This is a genomic window from Grimontia marina (assembly GCF_900060185.1).
GTDB lineage: Bacteria > Pseudomonadota > Gammaproteobacteria > Enterobacterales > Vibrionaceae > Enterovibrio > Enterovibrio marinus.
The window spans coordinates 24,368-42,169 of the sequence record NZ_FIZY01000043.1; the positions used below are offsets into that span (position 1 = coordinate 24,368).

Below are 17,802 nucleotides of genomic sequence, written 5' to 3' on the forward strand. Positions count from 1 at the left end.
TCTTGCCCGTTGGGTAATTTTTGGCCTGAAAGGTGAAACCAGATTAATCCTTAGAAACTGATCAGTACCGTTGCGAAAAACCGCTATCCGGCGTCACTGAAAGCTCCATAAATTCACAGAATGCGGTGACCGCATCACTACGCTCGCGCTTTCTCGACCAAACCAAACCAACATCCATCGGCGGTACATGATCAGCCAGTGGACGCACTTCCACCCTTCTCCCTTCCAATGACCAGGGCCGGTAAACCATGTCTGACAGAATGGTGATGCCGTAATCATTGGCGACGAGACTGCGCACGGATTCCACGGAAGAGGTGCGGAAAATGGTATTGGGCTGATAGGGCGTTTGGTTCCAATAGCGCAGAGCGGTATTACTTGCCTCATCGACCGTTAGCATAATGTAGGGATATTGAGCGACATCGTGGAAGGTCACCATTTTGTTTTCCAGCAGAGGATGACTGGAGCTGAGCCACAATCGACGCTGGGAACTCAACAGGGTTTGGAAACTGATGTCTTCCTGGTTAATTAGGTTGGACGTCAGCATAAAGGCAACATCAAATTCCCCTGACACCACGCCTTCTTCGATATCCCCCCGGGTGGCTTCCACCAGCTTCAGGTTCACATTGGGGTAGCTGCGCTGAAACCGGGTGAGGTAGGGTGGCACAAAGTATCCCGCCACGGTGTAAGACATGGCGACGGTAATTGTGCCTTCAACCTGATTGGCGGAGCGGTGCGAAAGTAACATGGCTTCTTCCAGCTCCTTCACAATGTGCGTGGCATGTTGGTAAAACTGGTTCCCCTCATAGGTCAGCAACATGCCATGAGGCTGACGCACAAACAGGTTCACATTCAGCATCTCCTCCAACTGCTTAATGGCGGTGGTGATCGCCGACTGGGAAACGTGCATAGCATTGGCCGCTTGAGAGACCTGTCCGGTGTCCGCCGTCGCGATGAAATAGCGAATCTGTTTCATGGTTGGGAGCATATTCTGTTTTCCTTAAGCCTCGTATCCGTTCTTCTGATATCAAGGGCTGATGATATGTTTGAAAAAGAACCACACCAACCTATTTAAAATTTATATATCAATGAAATAACTAAGTTTCACTAAGTGATATCACATCGCTTTTTATTATCTGTTTTTCTGATAACACTAGACAAAACTCTATAATTTACATACCAGTGATGCAAATTTAACCTGTTATTAACACATCGAGCAATAGTCAAATCCGGCGTTTACCGTCATGACCATTGCAAACATTGGTTGAAGTAACAGGGAGAAGAAACATGAACGGCAAACCTTCTGCTGTCCCATGGTTAACCTTGGTCGGTGCAATGGCGCTGGCTCAAAGCAACGCTGCAAACAGCGAAAACTGGTACCCGTACACGGTTGATGTCTGGACTACACCGTTCGACATGAGCAGTGCCCGCAAAGTGATGCAATATCAGCCCGTCGAAAAGGCCAGCAAGGCGTGGGATATCTGCGTCTCCTTCCCGCACCTCAAAGATGCCTATTGGACCGCAGTGAACTACGGCGTTGTGGATGAGGCAAAACGTGCTGGTGTCGGAATGCAGTTGGTGGAGGCAGGCGGTTACACCAACCTTAATACTCAGCTTTCACAGATTGAAGACTGTGTGGCTTCCGGTGCAGACGCCGTGATAGTGGGCGCCATTTCTTACGATGGTCTCAATAATCTGGTGAAGAATATCACCCAGTCCGGTGTCCCGGTTATCGACATCGTCAACGGCATGTCATCGCCAGATATCTCAGCGAAGTCTCTGGTCTCATTTGGCGAGATGGGTGCGAAGACCGGACAGTATCTTGCGGAGCGCCACCAGAATGATAAAGATAAAGTCAAAGTTGGCTGGTTCCCCGGACCTCCGGGTGCAGGTTGGGTTGAAGCCGGAAACAAGGGTTTTCAGTCTGCCGTAGAAGGGTCAAACATTGACGTAGTAGAAACCAAATACGGCGATACCGGTAAGGAAGTGCAGCTAAAACTGGTGGAAGATACCCTCGAGGCACATCCGGATCTGGATTACATCGTCGGTACAGCAGTGACCGCTGAAGCCGCCACCAGCCTGCTTCGTGCCCGTGGTCTCACTGACCAAATCGGTGTCCTTTCCTACTACTTCACCCCCGGTGTTCATCAGGGGATCAAACGTAATCTTATCGTTGCAGCGCCAACCGATTCAGCGGTTATCCAAGGCCGTGTCGCGATTGATCAGGCTATCCGTATCCTCGAAGGCAAGCCCTACACCAAACATGTGGGACCGCAGCTTTATGTCATTGATGACACCAACATCAACAGCTTTGATCGTAACAGCTCCCTCGCACCAGCGAACTTTAAACCGACGTTTACAGTGAAGCCGCAGTGATGGACGCACCGATTCTCAGCCTACACGGGATACACAAACAGTATCCCGGTGTAAAAGCGCTCGACGGGGTGGATTTCACCCTAGAGCCCGGCGAAGTTCACGTGTTGTTCGGCGAGAATGGCGCGGGAAAATCGACACTGATTTCCATTATCTCCGGTGCCAACCAGCCAACGGCCGGAGAGATGCGCTTTTTCGAAGACACCGTGCGCTTTAAAAGCGTTTACGACGCGAGGCGAAAAGGAATAAGCGCCGTGTTTCAGGAGTTTTCTCTGGTCGACACCCTCTCCATTGCCCAAAACCTGTTTCTGGGTGAAGAGCCGTTGAGCGGACGCTTTCTGGATAACGCCACCCTGCACACCGAAGCGCAGGCGCTGCTCGATAAAATGGGGTTTGCCCTTGATGCAAACCTGCCAGTCAGCGAGCTTTCGCGCGCTGAAAAGCAAATGGTAGAGATTGCTAAAGCGCTGCGTAGCGAGTTGTCTGTGCTGATCCTTGATGAGCCGACAGCATCCTTGACGCACCAGGAAACCAATCAGTTATTTTCACTAATCGATCAGCTCAAAGCACAGGATGTCGGCATCATCTATATCTCTCACCGCATGGGCGAAATCCGCCAGATTGCAGACCGAATTACGGTGCTGCGGGATGGTAAATACATAGGCACACGCGAGGTAGAAACGGTCGAAGAACAAGACCTCATCACCATGATGACAGGTAGGGAAATCGACAACATCTACCCGCACATACCCTTTTTACCCACCGAAACGGTGTTAGAGGTGCAATCACTGACCACTGACAACCGACTGGTCGAAGACCTCTCTTTCCACATCAGAGCCGGTGAAATTGTTGGCTTTGCCGGGTTGGTTGGCTGCGGCAAATCCGAAGCGCTTAGAGCGTGTTTTGGTGTCGAGGAGGTCACTGCCGGGTGCGTGGTGTTTAACGGTGAAAATGTCACAGGACTCAGCATCCGCGAGATGCTAGAACGGGGCTTTTTTTATAACTCCCGTGACCGCAAAGACGAAGGCTTGGTGCTCAACCGCAGTTGCCGGGAAAACATCAGCTTGCCTTCTTTGGGTTCTTCCTCTTTTTCCCATCGTCATGGCGCGCTGAATCTAGCCTACGAACGCGAGCAAACCCGCCACCTAGCAACAAGGCTCAAGCTCTACCCAATGCAAACCGAGCGCGATGTTGGCCAGTTTAGCGGCGGCAATCAACAGAAAGTGCTACTGGCGAAATGCCTGACCCGCGAAGTCTCGCTGTATGTATTCGACGAGCCTACCGTGGGTGTAGATGTCGGGACACGCGCGGAGATCTACCGCTTTATTGCCGGTTTATGCGAGCAAGGGGCAGCGGTCGTCATCATTTCTTCCGACCTGCCCGAGGTCGTGCACCTCTCCCACCGGCTCTACGTCATGCGAGAAGGACAAATCGCCGCCCACCTGGAGGGCGAAGAGATCACTGAAACAGAGGCGCTCTGCCACTTTTTTGAATCAATGGAGTATGAAGAAAATGAACAGTGAGCCAGTGAAGGCCAGTTCCCAAGGCGCCGAACTGGGCGCTTCAAAAAGGAAGTTTGCAGACCGCGTGACACGGCTATTTGTGAAGGTGGGTGTGCTGCCTATTCTGGTAGTGATCGCCGTGACCATCTTTGCGTCGGCATCAGAGAACTTCCTGACCGCGCGCAACCTTCTGAATCTACTTCGCCAGTCTTCGTATCTGGTGATGGTCTCCATCGGACAGATGTTTGTGTTACTCACCGCGGGATTTGATCTCTCCGTCGGTACCATTATCGCCCTCTCATCGGTGGTTGGGGCCACCACCATGGCAGCAACCTATGCGGCTTTCCCGGAATCTGTGTATCTCGCCATTCTTGTGGGGATAGCAGCCGGTGTCGCCGTTGGCTTGGTCGTCGGATTTATCAATGGCATCGGCGTCGCGCATTTTCAGGTTTCCCCCTTTGTGATGACGCTGGGCATCTCCTCCATTGGTTTTGGTATCGCCCTCTATATGACAGGCGGATCGCCAGTGTATGGGATGCCGATGGAATTCGGCAACACCTTTGGCTTTGGCAACATTTTTGGCTTACCCACCCCCATACTGGTTGCCTTACTGATGACGGTTTTTGCGATGATCATCGTCAACCGTACCCGTCTGGGCCGCTATTTCTATGCAGTAGGTGGAAACATCAATGCCGCCCGTCTCTCAGGGATCAACACCCACAAAACGCTGATTCTGGCATACCTACTCTGCGCGTCCTTCGCTGCCATGGCAGGGATGCTGATCACCGCCCGTCTTGATACTGGCGAGGCCAACATAGGTGCAGCCATGCCCCTTGAGTCCATTGCAGCCTGCGTCATCGCTGGTGTCAGTCTTCGCGGTGGGATCGGACGTGTGGAACACGTCGTCTTGGGCGCAGTGTTTATCAGTTTGGTGCAAAACGGCATGAACCTGACCCGCGTGGAATCTTACCTACAAACCGTGGTGATCGGTGCGCTGCTGATATTTGCCGTCATCGTCGACCAAGTTCGTATTCGATTGCGCGCCAAGCTGGGAGCCCACTGATATGTGCTCTGCAAACAAATTTCAAAAGGAAGGTCTCACTATGATCAACATCAACAGCGACATGGGTGAAGGCTTTGGCATTTACAAACTCAGTGACGATGAAGCGCTCATGCCTTACATCACTGAAGCCAATGTCGCCTGCGGGTTTCATGCCTCTGACCCCAATCATATGAAACGTACCGTAGAGCTTGCCAAGCAATACGGCGTGAAAGTCGGTGCACATTTTTCGCTACCAGATTTGCAGGGATTTGGACGCCGGAAAATGCATCTCAGTCAAGGCGAGCTGCACAACATGATTGTGTACCAGATCGGTGCGCTGAAAGGCTTCCTCGATATGCTCGGCATGCCGCTGAACCACCTCAAACCGCATGGTGCGCTCTACGGTATGGCAGCATCCGATCCGAACATTGCTGAAACCATTGCCCGCATCGCACACCATTACCAAGTGCCAGTGTTCGGGCTTTCCGGCACCTGCCACGAAACCATTTACAGCGCACACGGTGCGGGCTTCATCCCCGAGTTTTTTACCGATCTCGACTACGATCAAGATGGGCATCTGGTGATCACCCAAACCCATGACGCCACTGATCCTGTCCATGCCGCCAAGCGCGTTTTGAAGGCTGTCGAACACGGCAAGGTCACGGCTAACAATGGTCAAGAGATCCCAGTCGTCGCCCAGACCATCTGTGTGCATTCAGATACCCCGAATGCGGTGGATATCGCCAAAGCAGTCAATGCGGTGTTACAGCCTCACCTTTCCCGCCAAAGCGATGTCTGCACCGCCGAAAAAGAATAGACGTTCGAAGGAGTGAACCATGTCTGACAAAGAAATTATCTGCCCATTACCTGGCATTTTTTACCGCTCGGCTTCTCCCGAGCAGCCCCGATACAAAGAGCCGGGAGACGCTATCGAACCGGGTGACGTAATTGGACTGGTGGAAGTGATGAAATCCTTCCATGAAGTCAAAGCGGAAACATCCGGTGTGATTGACGACTTTCTGATTGAGAACGAAAGCCCGGTCAACGCAGGACAACCTATTGTCCGCCTGAAGTAAGCGCTCTGAATGCACACAAGGAGTCAGTATGACAATCGAAAAATTACTCATCGCCAATCGCGGTGAGATAGCGGTACGCATTATCCGCGCGGCCAAGGAAATGGGTATCCATACCGTGCAGATCTACAGCGAGGCGGATACAGAGTCCCTTGCAGTAAAACTGGCTGATGAAGCCATTTGTATCGGTGCCCCGATGGCAAACCAATCTTATCTATGCGGTGATAAAGTCATTCAGGCGGCAAAGCAGTCTGGCGCGGATGCTATCCATCCTGGCTACGGCTTTCTTTCTGAAAACGCCAGCTTCTCAGATGACGTGCGTAAAGCAGGCATTATCTTTGTCGGCCCATCAGGCCAAACCATGACCAAGATGGCGGATAAAGCCCGCGCCCGTGAAACCGCGATGGCAGCCGGTGTACCCGTGGTACCGGGAAGTGCACCCTCTGATAACCCGGAAGCGGCACTTGAACAGGCTAAACTCATCGGCTTCCCGGTAATGATCAAAGCTTCAGCGGGCGGAGGTGGGCGTGGTATTCGTGTGATTGAAGACGAAAGCGAGTTCCTGACCCAATACCATCAGGCATCTTCTGAAGCGCAGTCTGCGTTTGGTGATGGTACGCTTTATCTCGAAAAATTCATTCGCCAATCCCGACACGTGGAAGTACAAATCCTTGCGGATGGCCTCAATGCGGTTCACCTGTTTGAGCGCGAGTGCTCGCTGCAACGCCGCCGCCAGAAAGTCTGGGAAGAAGCGCCCTGCGCCGTTTTGCCGGATTTGGTGCGTGAAGCCATGTGTCAATCAGCGGTGTCTCTGGCAAAAAGCGTCAACTATAAGGGCGCGGGCACCATTGAGTTTCTCTACGATGATGAATCTGAGTCTTTCTATTTCATCGAGATGAACACCCGTATTCAGGTAGAACACCCGATCACCGAAGCCATCACGGGTGTTGACCTGATTCGAGAAATGATTCAGATCGCGTCGGGTCAGCACCTATCTTTCGCACAGGAGGACATTCGCCGTCGCGGCCATGCCATTGAAATCCGCCTGAATGCAGAAGACCCATTCAACGGTTTCCTCCCTTTCCCAGGCGTCATCACATCATTCACCCCGCCATTGGGCAGCGGTGTGCGCTTTGACGGGCTCATCTACTCCGGCTTTGCCATTCCCCCTTATTACGATTCCTTACTCGGCAAGCTGATTGTCTGGGACGAGGATAGGGAAAGCGCGATTCACCGCATGGCAAGGGCACTGGACGAACTGTCGATTGAAGGGGTGAAAACCACACAACCGCTATTTCAAAAGCTGTGTGAAGCGCCTGACGTAATTAACGGCAATTTCCATACGGCATGGCTTGAACAATGGCTGGAGACACTCGACACCCCAAAGCCTGAACAAGCTCAACCCGACAACAAAAAGGATTGCTCGCTACCACAAGCAAGCTAAGGAAGGACAATGAAAACACGCTACTCATACGGCGGCGACGAGCATATTTTCGTCGAAGTCAGCGAAGAAATGTCGCTCGCTGCCTTTTTCAAAAGCCTGTCGATTACCCAGGCCATCCGTGAAGCGAACCTGCCCGGCGTAGAAGAAATCTGTCCGGCAAACGCCTCGTTTCAGGTGAAATACAACCCAGACATTTGTTCGCCCGAAACCATGCTCGCCGCCATTCAGGACATCGAAAAAGCGCAAGCAGCAGGAAAAGCAGAGATCGATACCCGCATCGTTGAGGTGCCGGTTTTCTACCAAGACCCCTGGACCCATGAAACCCTGATGCGGTTTCGTGACCGCCATCAGGATCCAGACGGCACCGATCTCTCTTACGCAGCCAGAATCAATGGCTATGACTCTGTTGACGCCTTTATTCAGGCGCATTCCGACGCCCCCTGGTTTGTCACCATGGTGGGGTTCGTTTCCGGTCTGCCGTTTATGTTCCAAATGGTTGAACGCGACAAACAGATACAAGTACCGAAATACGTCAGGCCCAGAACCGACACACCCAAGTTGACGGTCGGCTACGGCGGCTGTTTCTCCTGTATTTACTCTGTGCGGGGTGCTGGTGGCTACCAGATGTTTGGTGTCACCCCTGTCCCTATTTACGACCCGGCGCAAAACGCGGCACACCTGAAGGATTTTCTGGTGTTCTTCCAACCGGGCGACATCGTGAAGTTCAAACCTATCTCAGAAAGTGAGTATCACGAGATTGTCAAACAGGTCGAAGACGGTACCTACCAACCTCGCACAAAATCGGTTCGATTCTCACTGTCTGAGTTTGAAAAAGACATGGCGGGCTATAACGCAGCAATGCAGGAGGCGCTGTATGAGCATTAATGTTATCCACCCCGGGCTCGCCACCTCTGTGCAGGATTTGGGCCGCAAAGGGTATTTTCATCTTGGCATTCCGGTCTCAGGTGCGATGGACAGATTCGCGTGTCGCTGCGCCAACTGGCTGGTTGGTAACGACGAAAACGCGGCAGTGTTGGAAGCGGTGTTTATGGGGCCCAAACTGACGTTCAATCAGGACGCCACCGTGGCCGTTACAGGAGCAGATATGACCCCCATCCTTGATGGGGAAGAGCAGGTCAATTGGGCAAGCTTTGAGGTGAAAGCCGGTCAGATTCTTTCCTTCTCACATCTGACAGGCGGCGCGCGGATTTATATCGCCATTGCTGGAGGCATTGATGTGCCTGAGGTACTCGGAAGCCGTTCGACCTATACGCTCGGAGCGCTGGGCGGATTTGAAGGCAGATTGTTACAAGCCGGGGACGAACTGCCTGTCGGCAGCGATGAAGCGCCGTTTGAAGAACGCTATTTACCCGACTTTCTACGCAGACCAAGGTTGAATCAGTTGCGGGTGGTTCCCGGCCTTTACTGGCACCGGATCACCAAAGCGGCTGGCGAGCAGTTTTTCAACGATACCTGGCAGGTAGCACCGGAAGCAGACCGCATTGGCTACCGGTTCAAAAACGGCACGCCATTAGAGTTTGTCGAGCGCGAGCAGCCGTTTGGCGCCGGATCCGACCCTTCCAACATTGTCGACGGCTGCTATCCCTATGGCTCAATTCAGGTGCCAGCAGGGAAAGAACCCATTGTGTTGCACCGAGACGCCGTTTCAGGCGGAGGCTACTTCATGATTGGCACTGTGGTGTCGGTAGACATGGACCTTATCGGTCAGATGCAGCCCAATTCACAAACCCAGTTTGTGCAAGTCTCGCTGGAAGATGCGCTGAAAGCCCGCAAGGAATATGACGCGCTGTTGAAATATGCCAAACAGCATATCGAGAAAAGCGGGGCCGCACGATGACGTTGATTCGAGATAAGGCATTCATTGGTGGCGATTGGGTCGACAGTGAAAGCGGGAAAACCTACCCCGTTTTCGACCCTGCCTACACGAACATCATCGCCCATGTGCCAGAGATGGGTAAAAACGAAACCAAATACGTCTGCTTTGGTGGACTCTCCTAACAAATAAGGGTTCAAAATGAACAACCAGTCACTGATGGAACGCCGCAATGCGGCGGTTCCCAGAGGCGTGGCTTCGGCTACCCCTCTGTTTGTAAAACGCGCCAAAAATGCAGAATTTTGGGATGTGGAAGACAAGCGGTATATCGACTTCGCGGCAGGAATTGCAGTGGTCAATACCGGTCACAACAACCGCGCTGTCACACAGGCAGTCACTGAGCAAATCAAGAATTTTAGCCATACCGCCTTTCAGGTTGCTGGCTATGAGAATTATATCGAACTTGCTGAGAGGCTAAACGCCATTGCCCCAATTGAAGATGCCAAAACCATCTTAATGACCACAGGTGCTGAGGCATTGGAAAACGCAGTGAAAATCGCCCGTCATTACACTAAACGAAGTGGGGTTATCGGCTTTCACGGTGGGTTTCATGGCCGCACGCTTTTAACCATGGGCATGACCGGAAAAATTGCTCCTTACAAAGAAGGCTTCGGTCCGTTTCCGAATGACATCTACCACATTCCTTTCCCTGTGCCTTATCAGGGCATAGATACCGCTTATTCGCTGCAACAACTGGAGAAACTGTTCAAAACGGACATTGCTCCCTCTTCCGTTGCGGCCATTGTGCTGGAACCAGTTCAGGGTGAAGGTGGTTTTTATGCCGCGCCAAATGAACTAATGGAGCACCTTCGTGCCCTTTGCGATGAACACGGCATCGTGCTGATTTTCGATGAAGTGCAGACCGGCTTCGGCCGCACAGGAAAAACGCTCGCGAGCGAGCATTTCGATGTGCAGCCAGATTTGATCACAGTGGCAAAAGCGCTGGCAGGTGGCTATCCACTTTCTGGTATTATCGGCAAACGCGAGATCATGGATAGCCCAACGCCGGGCGGCCTTGGCGGTACCTATGGCGGCAGCCCAGTGGGATGCGCTGCCGCTTTAGCTGTGCTGGATGAATTGGAATCCAAATGCCTTAATGACCGTGCCGAGTCCTTAGGAAACCGTCTACATCAGGCTTTTTCCGAGATGAAAGTGCTGAATCCAGAGCTACCTATCGATCACATCCGCCACAAAGGTGCCATGATCGCGTTTGACTTTGTCTGTAACGGAAAGCCGGATCCCAGCCATGTACAACCTTTTGTGAAAGCCTGTCGTAACAAAGGGCTTATCTTGCTGCCTTGTGGGCAATTCGGCAACGCGATTAGATTACTGCCGCCGCTAACCGTGGAAAATCACATCGTTGAAGAAGCGATAGACATCATGAGAAAAGCGCTACTCTCTTTGCGTTAACGGAAAACAGAGAGCCACTCCGCGGGGTGGCTTTCTGATTCAATAGCACTCAATTGGCCCTCCTGAAGTGCACGCTCTTTTATCTGTTGAGCTTTCTGGAACTTGTCAACCTGACAGGAAAAGCAAATCCGGGATGCCAAACGTAATCATATCAAACAACGCTCTCCCGCCTATTTTGTACTGTCCCCGTTTATAAGATTTACAGAGCTTTGATGCAAAATCTAGTGACTGGTTAGCTCGAGTATCCCTCTACCCTTCTGATAAAAATAAGCTTGCGCTCCCCTGCACTCTGCCACAAGGCCTTTGTGACGTTTCAAATGCGGTGCGCAGGCTTTAGCGTCACGGCGCTTTGCACATTTTTTACACACAGAATCTGTGGGTAACTCCCACTAAATCGATTGCTTTATCAGCTTACGAAATGCAAGTTTTATTCAATATCTGCTATGACCACCCTACTCGCCCACACCGTTTTTTTAAAAGGCAGTATTTGATGGCGCTGATACGATCATTAATAAAGCGAAAGGAATTATTTTGAAGTGGGCCGCATTCTTTGAAAGAGAAGTGTGTTTCACATGTGAAACTTTCTTTTCCATTAGCTAGATAAATTTCGGTAACTGTCTGCTTTAAATATTAATTTGATTTCCCTAGCGTCTCAGTCTTATTAGTGAATCATATTTCTCGTCATTGAATTTCCCTCTATCCCTACTAACTTATTTTTCGATACGAAATTTTTGGGCTGACCCGGTTTCATGCCGTGTTGATTGAGTTCAAGGATTCAACACACCTCAAGGTAATTTGAAGTCGTTTTTTGAGGACACATGATGTACTTATTTAAGAAAGCCATCTGGATGGTGCCCGTGTTGTCGCTAGGACTCACCGCATGTGGGGAGGAGGATACTAATACGACAGGCGCTTCTGTAAAAAGGTATGCGAATATTTCATCTACTACCCCACCAGGGCCACTGAACTTAGCGCAACCAAGTGTGGGTAAGCTCAAAAACGGTCATTATCCCGTTACCTTCAGTTGGGATAGCTCCGCGAATGCGACAGGCTATACCTTGTGTAGAAAAGATGAAACACGCCCCAATAGTTGTGAATCACTGGGCAATACGTCTGGCGCGTCTCTTACTCTGAATTTGGGTGGTCCACTAAAAAAACATCTGGCTGATTTTTTTGTGTTAGCCACTAACAGTGGAGGCTCAACGGCGTCTAATGAGAAAGCCTTAACGCCACAAGACCTGGCCAGCTTGATAAGCTATGTCAAGGCCTCGAATACCGGGGCAGGTGACTATTTTGGCTACGCGGTATCTATGTCAGGGGATGGCAAAACCCTCGCAGTGGGGGCTAATGGGGAAGATTCAAATTCCACGATTAATAAGAACGACAACAAAGCACCTAATGCAGGCGCGGTGTATGTCTATCGCTTTGCCAAAGGCCGTTGGAAAATGTCAGCCTATATCAAGGCCTCGAATATCGATGCAAGTGACTATTTCGGCTACTCAGTATCTATGTCTGAGGATGGCAACACTCTCGCAGTGGGGGCGCCTAACGAAGATTCAGATTCCGCTAGAGACCCGGGTAATAACAGCGCACCTGATGCTGGCGCGGTGTATGTATACCGCTTTGACAATGGTATCTGGGGAGCGCCAGTCTACATAAAAGCCTCGAATATAGGAGGAAGTGACTATTTTGGCGCCTCAGTATCTTTGTCAGGGGATGGCAACACCCTTGCGGTGGGGGCTCATGGAGAAGCTTCAAATTCAGCTGGTGATCCAGACAACAACAGTTTAATTCGTGCTGGCGCGGCGTATGTGTACCGCTTTGACAATGAGCATAAGCAATGGGGGGCGCCCACCTACATCAAGGCCTCGAATGTCGGGCAACATGACGAATTTGGCTGGTCGGTATCTTTGTCGGGGGATAGCAATACCCTTGCAGTGGGGGCTCATTGGGAAGATTCAGATTCCATCGGCACCAACGGTGCAGACAACAACGAGGCACCTTATTCCGGCGCGGTATATGTGTACCGCTTTGCCGACAACCAATGGAAGCAAGATGCCTACATCAAGGCCTCGAATACAGAAAAAGATGACTATTTTGGCACCTCGGTATCAGTATCAGGCGATGGCAACACCCTCGCGGTAGGAGCTTACAAGGAAGCGTCAAATTCTCCTAGCGACCAGAGCAACAACAAAGCATCCAGTGCTGGCGCGGTGTATGTGTACCGTTTTGCCAATGGTAGCTGGAAGGAGCCAGCCTACATCAAGGCCTCAAATATCGGAGCAAATAACTATTTTGGTAGGTCTGTATCTTTGTCGGGGGATGGTAACACCCTCGCAGTAGGAGCTCATTGGGAAGATTCAGATGCCACTGGCATCGACGGTGCAGACAACAACAAGGCATCTGCTTCCGGCGCAGTATATCTTTACCGCTTTGCCAATAGTCAATGGGAACAGGATATCTACATCAAGGCCTCGAACACTGCAAAGGATGACTATTTTGGCTTCTCGGTATCGGTGTCAGGGGATGGCAACACCCTCGCGGTGGGGGCGACTGGAGAAGATTCAAATGTCAGGGGCATCAACAATGCACAATATAATGATACGGGTGCAGAGAATTCCGGCGCGGTGTACGTCTTCTAGCCAATACCATTACTCACGATCAACGCGTCCAAATACAGCGATCTGCACCAAACCAAGAGGGTGAAAACCGTTAATCGGGAGCGTCAGTGATGCTCTGAAACTCTGACGTTTGATGTCGCCAAGAACACGTTTCTAGCTTTTGGTACAGGTGAACACCCCCGCCTGCTTTTCATTGTGAATGGAGGCGTCATCAGTGATGACTTTTTCTAGCAGTCATCGGCGACCGTTGTGGTGGAGTACCAAAGCGCAGATCAATGCCGGATGCACGTCCATATATACCCAGATGACCTGAAGATGCAGGATTCAGCGAGTTTGACTGGCGTTGCGATCGCGGCGTTCCTCTGAATGCGAGCATCTTCAGGTTGTTTGGGTATATCACACTCATCTGCCTTTATGCGGTGACTTACTGAAACAACACTCTTTCTACCGATGGCAACTCCTTTTTCGCTGCCATACAGGTTCGCATTCAACTTCCTCAGAATAGTTTTCTTCCTTCTGTCTCAAAGGTTGGCTTTTTCTACTCGTCTTTATCCGTTGAAATAGACAAGAGGACAAAAATAAGTGCTAGGGTCTGTTGACCTTTGGTGATGATTTTTGCAGCAGTTTGTGGGGATTTTATGCAAGGCAGAGGCTTCGAGGTGTAGCTAGCCTACATGAGAAGCCGATAACGCCGCAGAAATTCCCCACAAACGCTGCCCGAAGGGTTCGATTACGCGTCCCGTACTCTAAGCGTTTTATGCTTTGTTGAGGTGTATTTGCTTAGAATGAATAGGCGGCACACACCTCGCCGCGCCTAAAACGCTTATAGCGAGAACAAAATTTAACCACCAAAGGTCAACAGACCCTAGGGAAGCCAACATGTATATTGCCAGACAACATTCCGAGCTTTATGTAGAAGACCAGCCAAACGTCGTTCCGCCTTTTTTTGGGGTCAGTATCGCTAAGCAGAAATTCCTGTTCTCCCACGATATACCGCGGGGCACTAAACAATACTGCAGCGTGTTTTGTTATATAGACGTTCAACAAGACAGGCTTCTCCGTAAAATTGAAGAGGGAAAAGTGGTTTTTCTTGACCACCCTGGCAGAGCATTTACCTATAACGGCGATATCCTCTCTCATAGTCACTCTCCACAAAGGATGATGCAGGTCGCCGCCCGTCTAAGAAGTAAGCGAAAAAAAGAATGTGGCACTCTACTCTTCGTTTATTCATGACCCAGAGGATACTTCGGGGTCACTTTAAAAAATGAAATACTATCAATTATAGTCAGGATACGGTATGCCTCGTGATAGAAGAAAGATATTTGGAAACGAAAATGCAGAAGTAGATCCATTGGTCTTAGATTGCTATGTAGATAATATGTCGAATGGAATTCAGATAATCACAGGAAGGTGGGGTGTTGGAAAAACTGCATTCATGTTTAATGCGACTAAAGAACTCGCAAAGACTTTAGAGAAAAGTCATCGAGAACATAAAAAATTATGGTACGTAAGCGAATCTGATTTAGATTCAGACCAGATTGTTGAAGCATACTCCCATCTGGATTAAAAAAGATTTAAAAGATATTTAAAAAGTATTTGGAAAGCTGAAATATATAGGCGAGCTTCAATTGTTATTTCATCTTTAAAAGATCATTATGGTGAAAAAGCAAAAGGGCTACACTGGCAAGAAATCAAAGGCATAGCCACATCTAGTACTGCTGGAAAATCTATCTGGAAGCAACTTCCAGCTGCACTATCACTTCTAAAGTTAATTGACGATAATAAAAAAGAAGATCTGACTAGTATACAAAGTGGTATGAAAGAAATTTTCAGCGATCGTATTCAGGATCTTGTTCAGCAGTGTTTACGAGATATCAAAAATGAAAATATTTTACCTATCATTGCTATTGAGCCAATAGAGACCCCTTTCTCAGATTTAGAGGAGAATAGCCTTGCACAAGAAGTGATCAGTGAACTCATAAATATATTTCAGCAAGAATTTCAGCCAGACGACAACCAACTATTAGATATAATAATTTCTGTTCCTTGGCATAGATTTTCACATAATTCTCAGGTAAATCTTCCTCAAAAAGTTCGACAGTATGTTTCGTTTGTTCAGTGGACCAAAGAAAAATTAAAAATTTTTATCGAAAATCGTATCCAATGGGAGTTTAAAAGAGTTGGAAGGCAACATTCATCTCGTCATGGGGAGTCCTGGAAATTACTTTTCGAATCAGTGGTACATAATAATTATCCACGTGTGGCATTTAATGAAGACTCTTTTTCGTATGTTTTACGGCATACTAATTATAGACCCAGAGAAGTACAGAGAATAGCGAGAAAGGCTGTTGAGATATGTGCAGATAAAACCGGGAGAAATTATGACGACGTTTTAAAAGGAGTAGGGGGAATTAGAGTTAGTGGTAGTCACATACGCGCTGCGGTTACGGATTATGTTGATGGAACTTCCAGAGATAGAAAAATTGAATCTTATCGACGTTTTCGAAAATTGGAAGAGGTAACAGCTAGCCTAAAAGGACTAAAGATTCCTTGTAAACCTGAAGATATTTATGAAAGATTTGATTCAAATATAAACCAACAGGACGCTTTTTCCTGGCTTTGGCAATCTGGAATGCTTGGTATTGAAGCCACATGTGAAGAGGGACAGATAGAAAACTTGAAACACATACTCCCTCCAAACATAATGCAGATAAATGTTGACATACGTCAAAACGAATACGTGAGATGGTATTTCTTCGAATATAATACAAGAGGTGATTATTTTGAAATATACGATCAGTATTCTCGTTTAAAAGGCCTTACATTGAAGTGCACGTTTCATCCATTGATGTTTGAAGATTTTGCCGCTCATGTCAGTGATAGATGGCCAGTCGGTATATGATTTTGAACCTTTATGCTTACCTTCCCATATCAAAGGGAGGTTACCTTCTCGAAAAGCGTTATCATATTCTTAGCCCAAGTACCTCAACCCCGAGTTAAAAGGCATACGTATATAACCAACAACGACGCCCTCAGCCTCAATAACCCCATCATCAAAGCCTTGTTCAATGCCATCAATAACATGCTGTCCCAACATCACGGATGCGATTGTTAACAAGTTGAAAATCATTGTATTGAAGTCGATCGCAATTTTTAAAAGGACACATGTGTTTCACATATGAAAATTTACTTATGAATTCACCAGCTATATTTCTGTAACTGTCTGCTTTAGATATCAATCTGATTCCTTCGGAGTCTCAGTATTACCAATGATACACAATTTTCACCATTGAATTTATCTATATCCCGACTAGCTTATTTTTTCGATACAAATTTTTCACGCCTGCGCGGTTTCGTACTGATTGGGCTAAAGGATTTAACACAATTCACGGTAACGTGAATTCGTTCTTTAAGGATATATGATGAATTTATTAAATAAAGCCATCTGGGTAGTACACATATTGGCGCTCGGACTCACCGCTTTTTTGTGGTTGGACTTCAATAGTACATATTCGACATTTCCTCCGTCCACCGCATCTACTGCACCAATCCCGGCACCGGAGGCAATGAATTTGGCCAAACCGACCGTAGGTAAGCTATCAAATGATCATTATCCCGTCACCTTCCATTGGGATAGCGAGTTATACCTTATGCAGGAGTTGTAAAGCTCTGTGGACTGGTATTGGATAGAGATGAGTGAGGCGCGAGCGGTTACCATTGCGAATTCGAATACTTATACACAAACAACCTGAAGATGCTCACATTCAGAGGTCATCAATGCGTTCAATTCGAGGCAAATTTCGCGAGGAATAGTCGTTCTATTTCCTTGGAATTTAACGATGAAGTGGGCGCATTGATGGCCTCCCTTAGGGCGAGTTGACTTTAGCACGAATCTTAATGACTTTTGCATCATAAAACCCACCTGAATCATGACAAATTAATACTATTTTTTCATTGCTGATACATTCGCTATTGAAATTGATGACTCATAATATTTATTCAATTTCGTATTAAGATACATTCATAGATAATATATTTCTAACTTAAAATCTAGAATGTAAAACATAATTACTAACCGTATTGATTTAGAGCCTACTCAGGCCACGTTAGAAAATTTACTAGGCTATGTTTTTCTTCTTACGGTTAAGAGGAGTTGCTATGTCATCTCAGCGTATAAATCAAGGTTTTGTTGATATTTTCAATCAAGTATTTAACGAAGATATATCTAAATAGCTGTTCCTAATAGTAGATCTCATAGGTAAGAGAAACTCAGTCCAGTTTGCGCGATCTGATCTATCGCCAAACAGAAAAAAACCACAAAAAGGACTGAGTGATGGCCATCATAGCACCGATACCTCGTGGCGAACGTCGTAGGATGAAAAAAGCGATACAGACTACCAAGGACAAGGATTATGCCCGCAGACTTATTGCTCTCATGCAACTCCA

General features: G+C 48.5%; 15 protein-coding genes and 1 pseudogene. 15 read left to right on the top strand and 1 reads right to left on the bottom strand.

The annotated features are described in order from the left end of the window. Positions 1 to 61 precede the first annotated feature (61 nt). Positions 62 to 985, bottom strand: coding sequence for a LysR substrate-binding domain-containing protein (locus GMA8713_RS18840; protein ID WP_062713142.1), 924 nt, complete (start codon positions 983 to 985; stop codon positions 62 to 64). 299 nt (positions 986 to 1,284) lie between these two features. Between GMA8713_RS18840 and torT the strand changes: the two genes are divergently transcribed. From torT to GMA8713_RS27440, 15 genes and pseudogenes are all read left to right on the top strand, one after another. Then, a complete protein-coding gene (torT, locus tag GMA8713_RS18845) occupies positions 1,285 to 2,373 on the top strand; it encodes a TMAO reductase system periplasmic protein TorT (protein WP_062713143.1) in 1,089 nt (362 codons plus the stop codon). After that, complete coding sequence (locus GMA8713_RS18850) at positions 2,373 to 3,893, top strand: sugar ABC transporter ATP-binding protein (protein ID WP_062713145.1); 1,521 nt, start codon at positions 2,373 to 2,375, stop codon at positions 3,891 to 3,893. The genes torT and GMA8713_RS18850 overlap by 1 nt, the downstream gene beginning before the upstream one ends. Next, a complete protein-coding gene (locus tag GMA8713_RS18855; RefSeq protein WP_198159543.1) occupies positions 3,883 to 4,935 on the top strand; it encodes an ABC transporter permease in 1,053 nt (350 codons plus the stop codon). Before GMA8713_RS18850 ends, GMA8713_RS18855 begins: the two co-directional genes overlap by 11 nt. Before the next feature lie 40 nt (positions 4,936 to 4,975). After that, entirely contained in the window at positions 4,976 to 5,731 is a 756-nt protein-coding gene (gene pxpA / locus GMA8713_RS18860) for a 5-oxoprolinase subunit PxpA (protein WP_062713173.1), read from the top strand. A gap of 19 nt (positions 5,732 to 5,750) precedes the next feature. After that, entirely contained in the window at positions 5,751 to 5,990 is a 240-nt protein-coding gene (locus tag GMA8713_RS18865; protein ID WP_062713147.1) for an acetyl-CoA carboxylase, read from the top strand. 28 nt (positions 5,991 to 6,018) lie between these two features. Next, positions 6,019 to 7,431: an acetyl-CoA carboxylase biotin carboxylase subunit gene (locus GMA8713_RS18870; protein ID WP_062713149.1), complete on the top strand. Its 1,413-nt coding sequence runs from the start codon at positions 6,019 to 6,021 to the stop codon at positions 7,429 to 7,431. Between the two features lie 9 nt (positions 7,432 to 7,440). Beyond that, positions 7,441 to 8,316, top strand: coding sequence for a 5-oxoprolinase subunit B family protein (locus GMA8713_RS18875; RefSeq protein WP_062713150.1), 876 nt, complete (start codon positions 7,441 to 7,443; stop codon positions 8,314 to 8,316). Further along, the gene (locus GMA8713_RS18880; protein WP_062713152.1) at positions 8,306 to 9,289 is read left to right on the top strand and encodes a 5-oxoprolinase subunit C family protein; all 984 of its coding nucleotides are present in this window, start codon (positions 8,306 to 8,308) and stop codon (positions 9,287 to 9,289) included. The genes GMA8713_RS18875 and GMA8713_RS18880 overlap by 11 nt, the downstream gene beginning before the upstream one ends. Then, positions 9,286 to 9,450 (top strand): hypothetical protein, encoded by a 165-nt coding sequence (locus GMA8713_RS27425; RefSeq protein ID WP_157515681.1) that lies wholly within the window; start codon positions 9,286 to 9,288, stop codon positions 9,448 to 9,450. Before GMA8713_RS18880 ends, GMA8713_RS27425 begins: the two co-directional genes overlap by 4 nt. Positions 9,451 to 9,466: 16 nt before the next feature. After that, the gene (gene gabT / locus GMA8713_RS18885) at positions 9,467 to 10,735 is read left to right on the top strand and encodes a 4-aminobutyrate--2-oxoglutarate transaminase (RefSeq protein ID WP_062713154.1); all 1,269 of its coding nucleotides are present in this window, start codon (positions 9,467 to 9,469) and stop codon (positions 10,733 to 10,735) included. Positions 10,736 to 11,553: 818 nt separating this feature from the next. Next, the gene (locus GMA8713_RS18890) at positions 11,554 to 13,377 is read left to right on the top strand and encodes an FG-GAP repeat protein (RefSeq protein WP_084387778.1); all 1,824 of its coding nucleotides are present in this window, start codon (positions 11,554 to 11,556) and stop codon (positions 13,375 to 13,377) included. A gap of 858 nt (positions 13,378 to 14,235) precedes the next feature. Next, on the top strand, positions 14,236 to 14,589 hold the full coding sequence (locus GMA8713_RS27430) for a hypothetical protein (RefSeq protein WP_157515683.1): 354 nt from the start codon (positions 14,236 to 14,238) through the stop codon (positions 14,587 to 14,589). Between the two features lie 64 nt (positions 14,590 to 14,653). Beyond that, positions 14,654 to 14,923 (top strand): P-loop NTPase fold protein, encoded by a 270-nt coding sequence (locus tag GMA8713_RS18900; protein WP_062713165.1) that lies wholly within the window; start codon positions 14,654 to 14,656, stop codon positions 14,921 to 14,923. A gap of 249 nt (positions 14,924 to 15,172) precedes the next feature. Continuing rightward, entirely contained in the window at positions 15,173 to 16,258 is a 1,086-nt protein-coding gene (locus GMA8713_RS18905) for a hypothetical protein (protein WP_062713167.1), read from the top strand. 1,431 nt (positions 16,259 to 17,689) lie between these two features. After that, positions 17,690 to 17,802, top strand: a pseudogene (locus tag GMA8713_RS27440) (IS630 family transposase); the annotation flags it as partial.

Excerpts from the sequence above, each read along its gene's own strand:
- gabT (WP_062713154.1), top strand. The coding sequence starts at position 9,467 with ATGAACAACCAGTCACTGATGGAACGCCGCAATGCGGCGGTTCCCAGA.
- GMA8713_RS18840 (WP_062713142.1), bottom strand. The coding sequence starts at position 985 with ATGCTCCCAACCATGAAACAGATTCGCTATTTCATCGCGACGGCGGAC.
- GMA8713_RS18890 (WP_084387778.1), top strand. The coding sequence starts at position 11,554 with ATGATGTACTTATTTAAGAAAGCCATCTGGATGGTGCCCGTGTTGTCG.
- GMA8713_RS18875 (WP_062713150.1), top strand. The coding sequence starts at position 7,441 with ATGAAAACACGCTACTCATACGGCGGCGACGAGCATATTTTCGTCGAA.
- GMA8713_RS27425 (WP_157515681.1), top strand. The coding sequence starts at position 9,286 with ATGACGTTGATTCGAGATAAGGCATTCATTGGTGGCGATTGGGTCGAC.
- GMA8713_RS18865 (WP_062713147.1), top strand. The coding sequence starts at position 5,751 with ATGTCTGACAAAGAAATTATCTGCCCATTACCTGGCATTTTTTACCGC.
- torT (WP_062713143.1), top strand. The coding sequence starts at position 1,285 with ATGAACGGCAAACCTTCTGCTGTCCCATGGTTAACCTTGGTCGGTGCA.
- GMA8713_RS18870 (WP_062713149.1), top strand. The coding sequence starts at position 6,019 with ATGACAATCGAAAAATTACTCATCGCCAATCGCGGTGAGATAGCGGTA.
- GMA8713_RS18850 (WP_062713145.1), top strand. The coding sequence starts at position 2,373 with ATGGACGCACCGATTCTCAGCCTACACGGGATACACAAACAGTATCCC.
- GMA8713_RS27430 (WP_157515683.1), top strand. The coding sequence starts at position 14,236 with ATGTATATTGCCAGACAACATTCCGAGCTTTATGTAGAAGACCAGCCA.
- GMA8713_RS18900 (WP_062713165.1), top strand. The coding sequence starts at position 14,654 with ATGCCTCGTGATAGAAGAAAGATATTTGGAAACGAAAATGCAGAAGTA.
- GMA8713_RS18855 (WP_198159543.1), top strand. The coding sequence starts at position 3,883 with ATGAACAGTGAGCCAGTGAAGGCCAGTTCCCAAGGCGCCGAACTGGGC.
- GMA8713_RS18880 (WP_062713152.1), top strand. The coding sequence starts at position 8,306 with ATGAGCATTAATGTTATCCACCCCGGGCTCGCCACCTCTGTGCAGGAT.
- pxpA (WP_062713173.1), top strand. The coding sequence starts at position 4,976 with ATGATCAACATCAACAGCGACATGGGTGAAGGCTTTGGCATTTACAAA.
- GMA8713_RS18905 (WP_062713167.1), top strand. The coding sequence starts at position 15,173 with ATGAAAGAAATTTTCAGCGATCGTATTCAGGATCTTGTTCAGCAGTGT.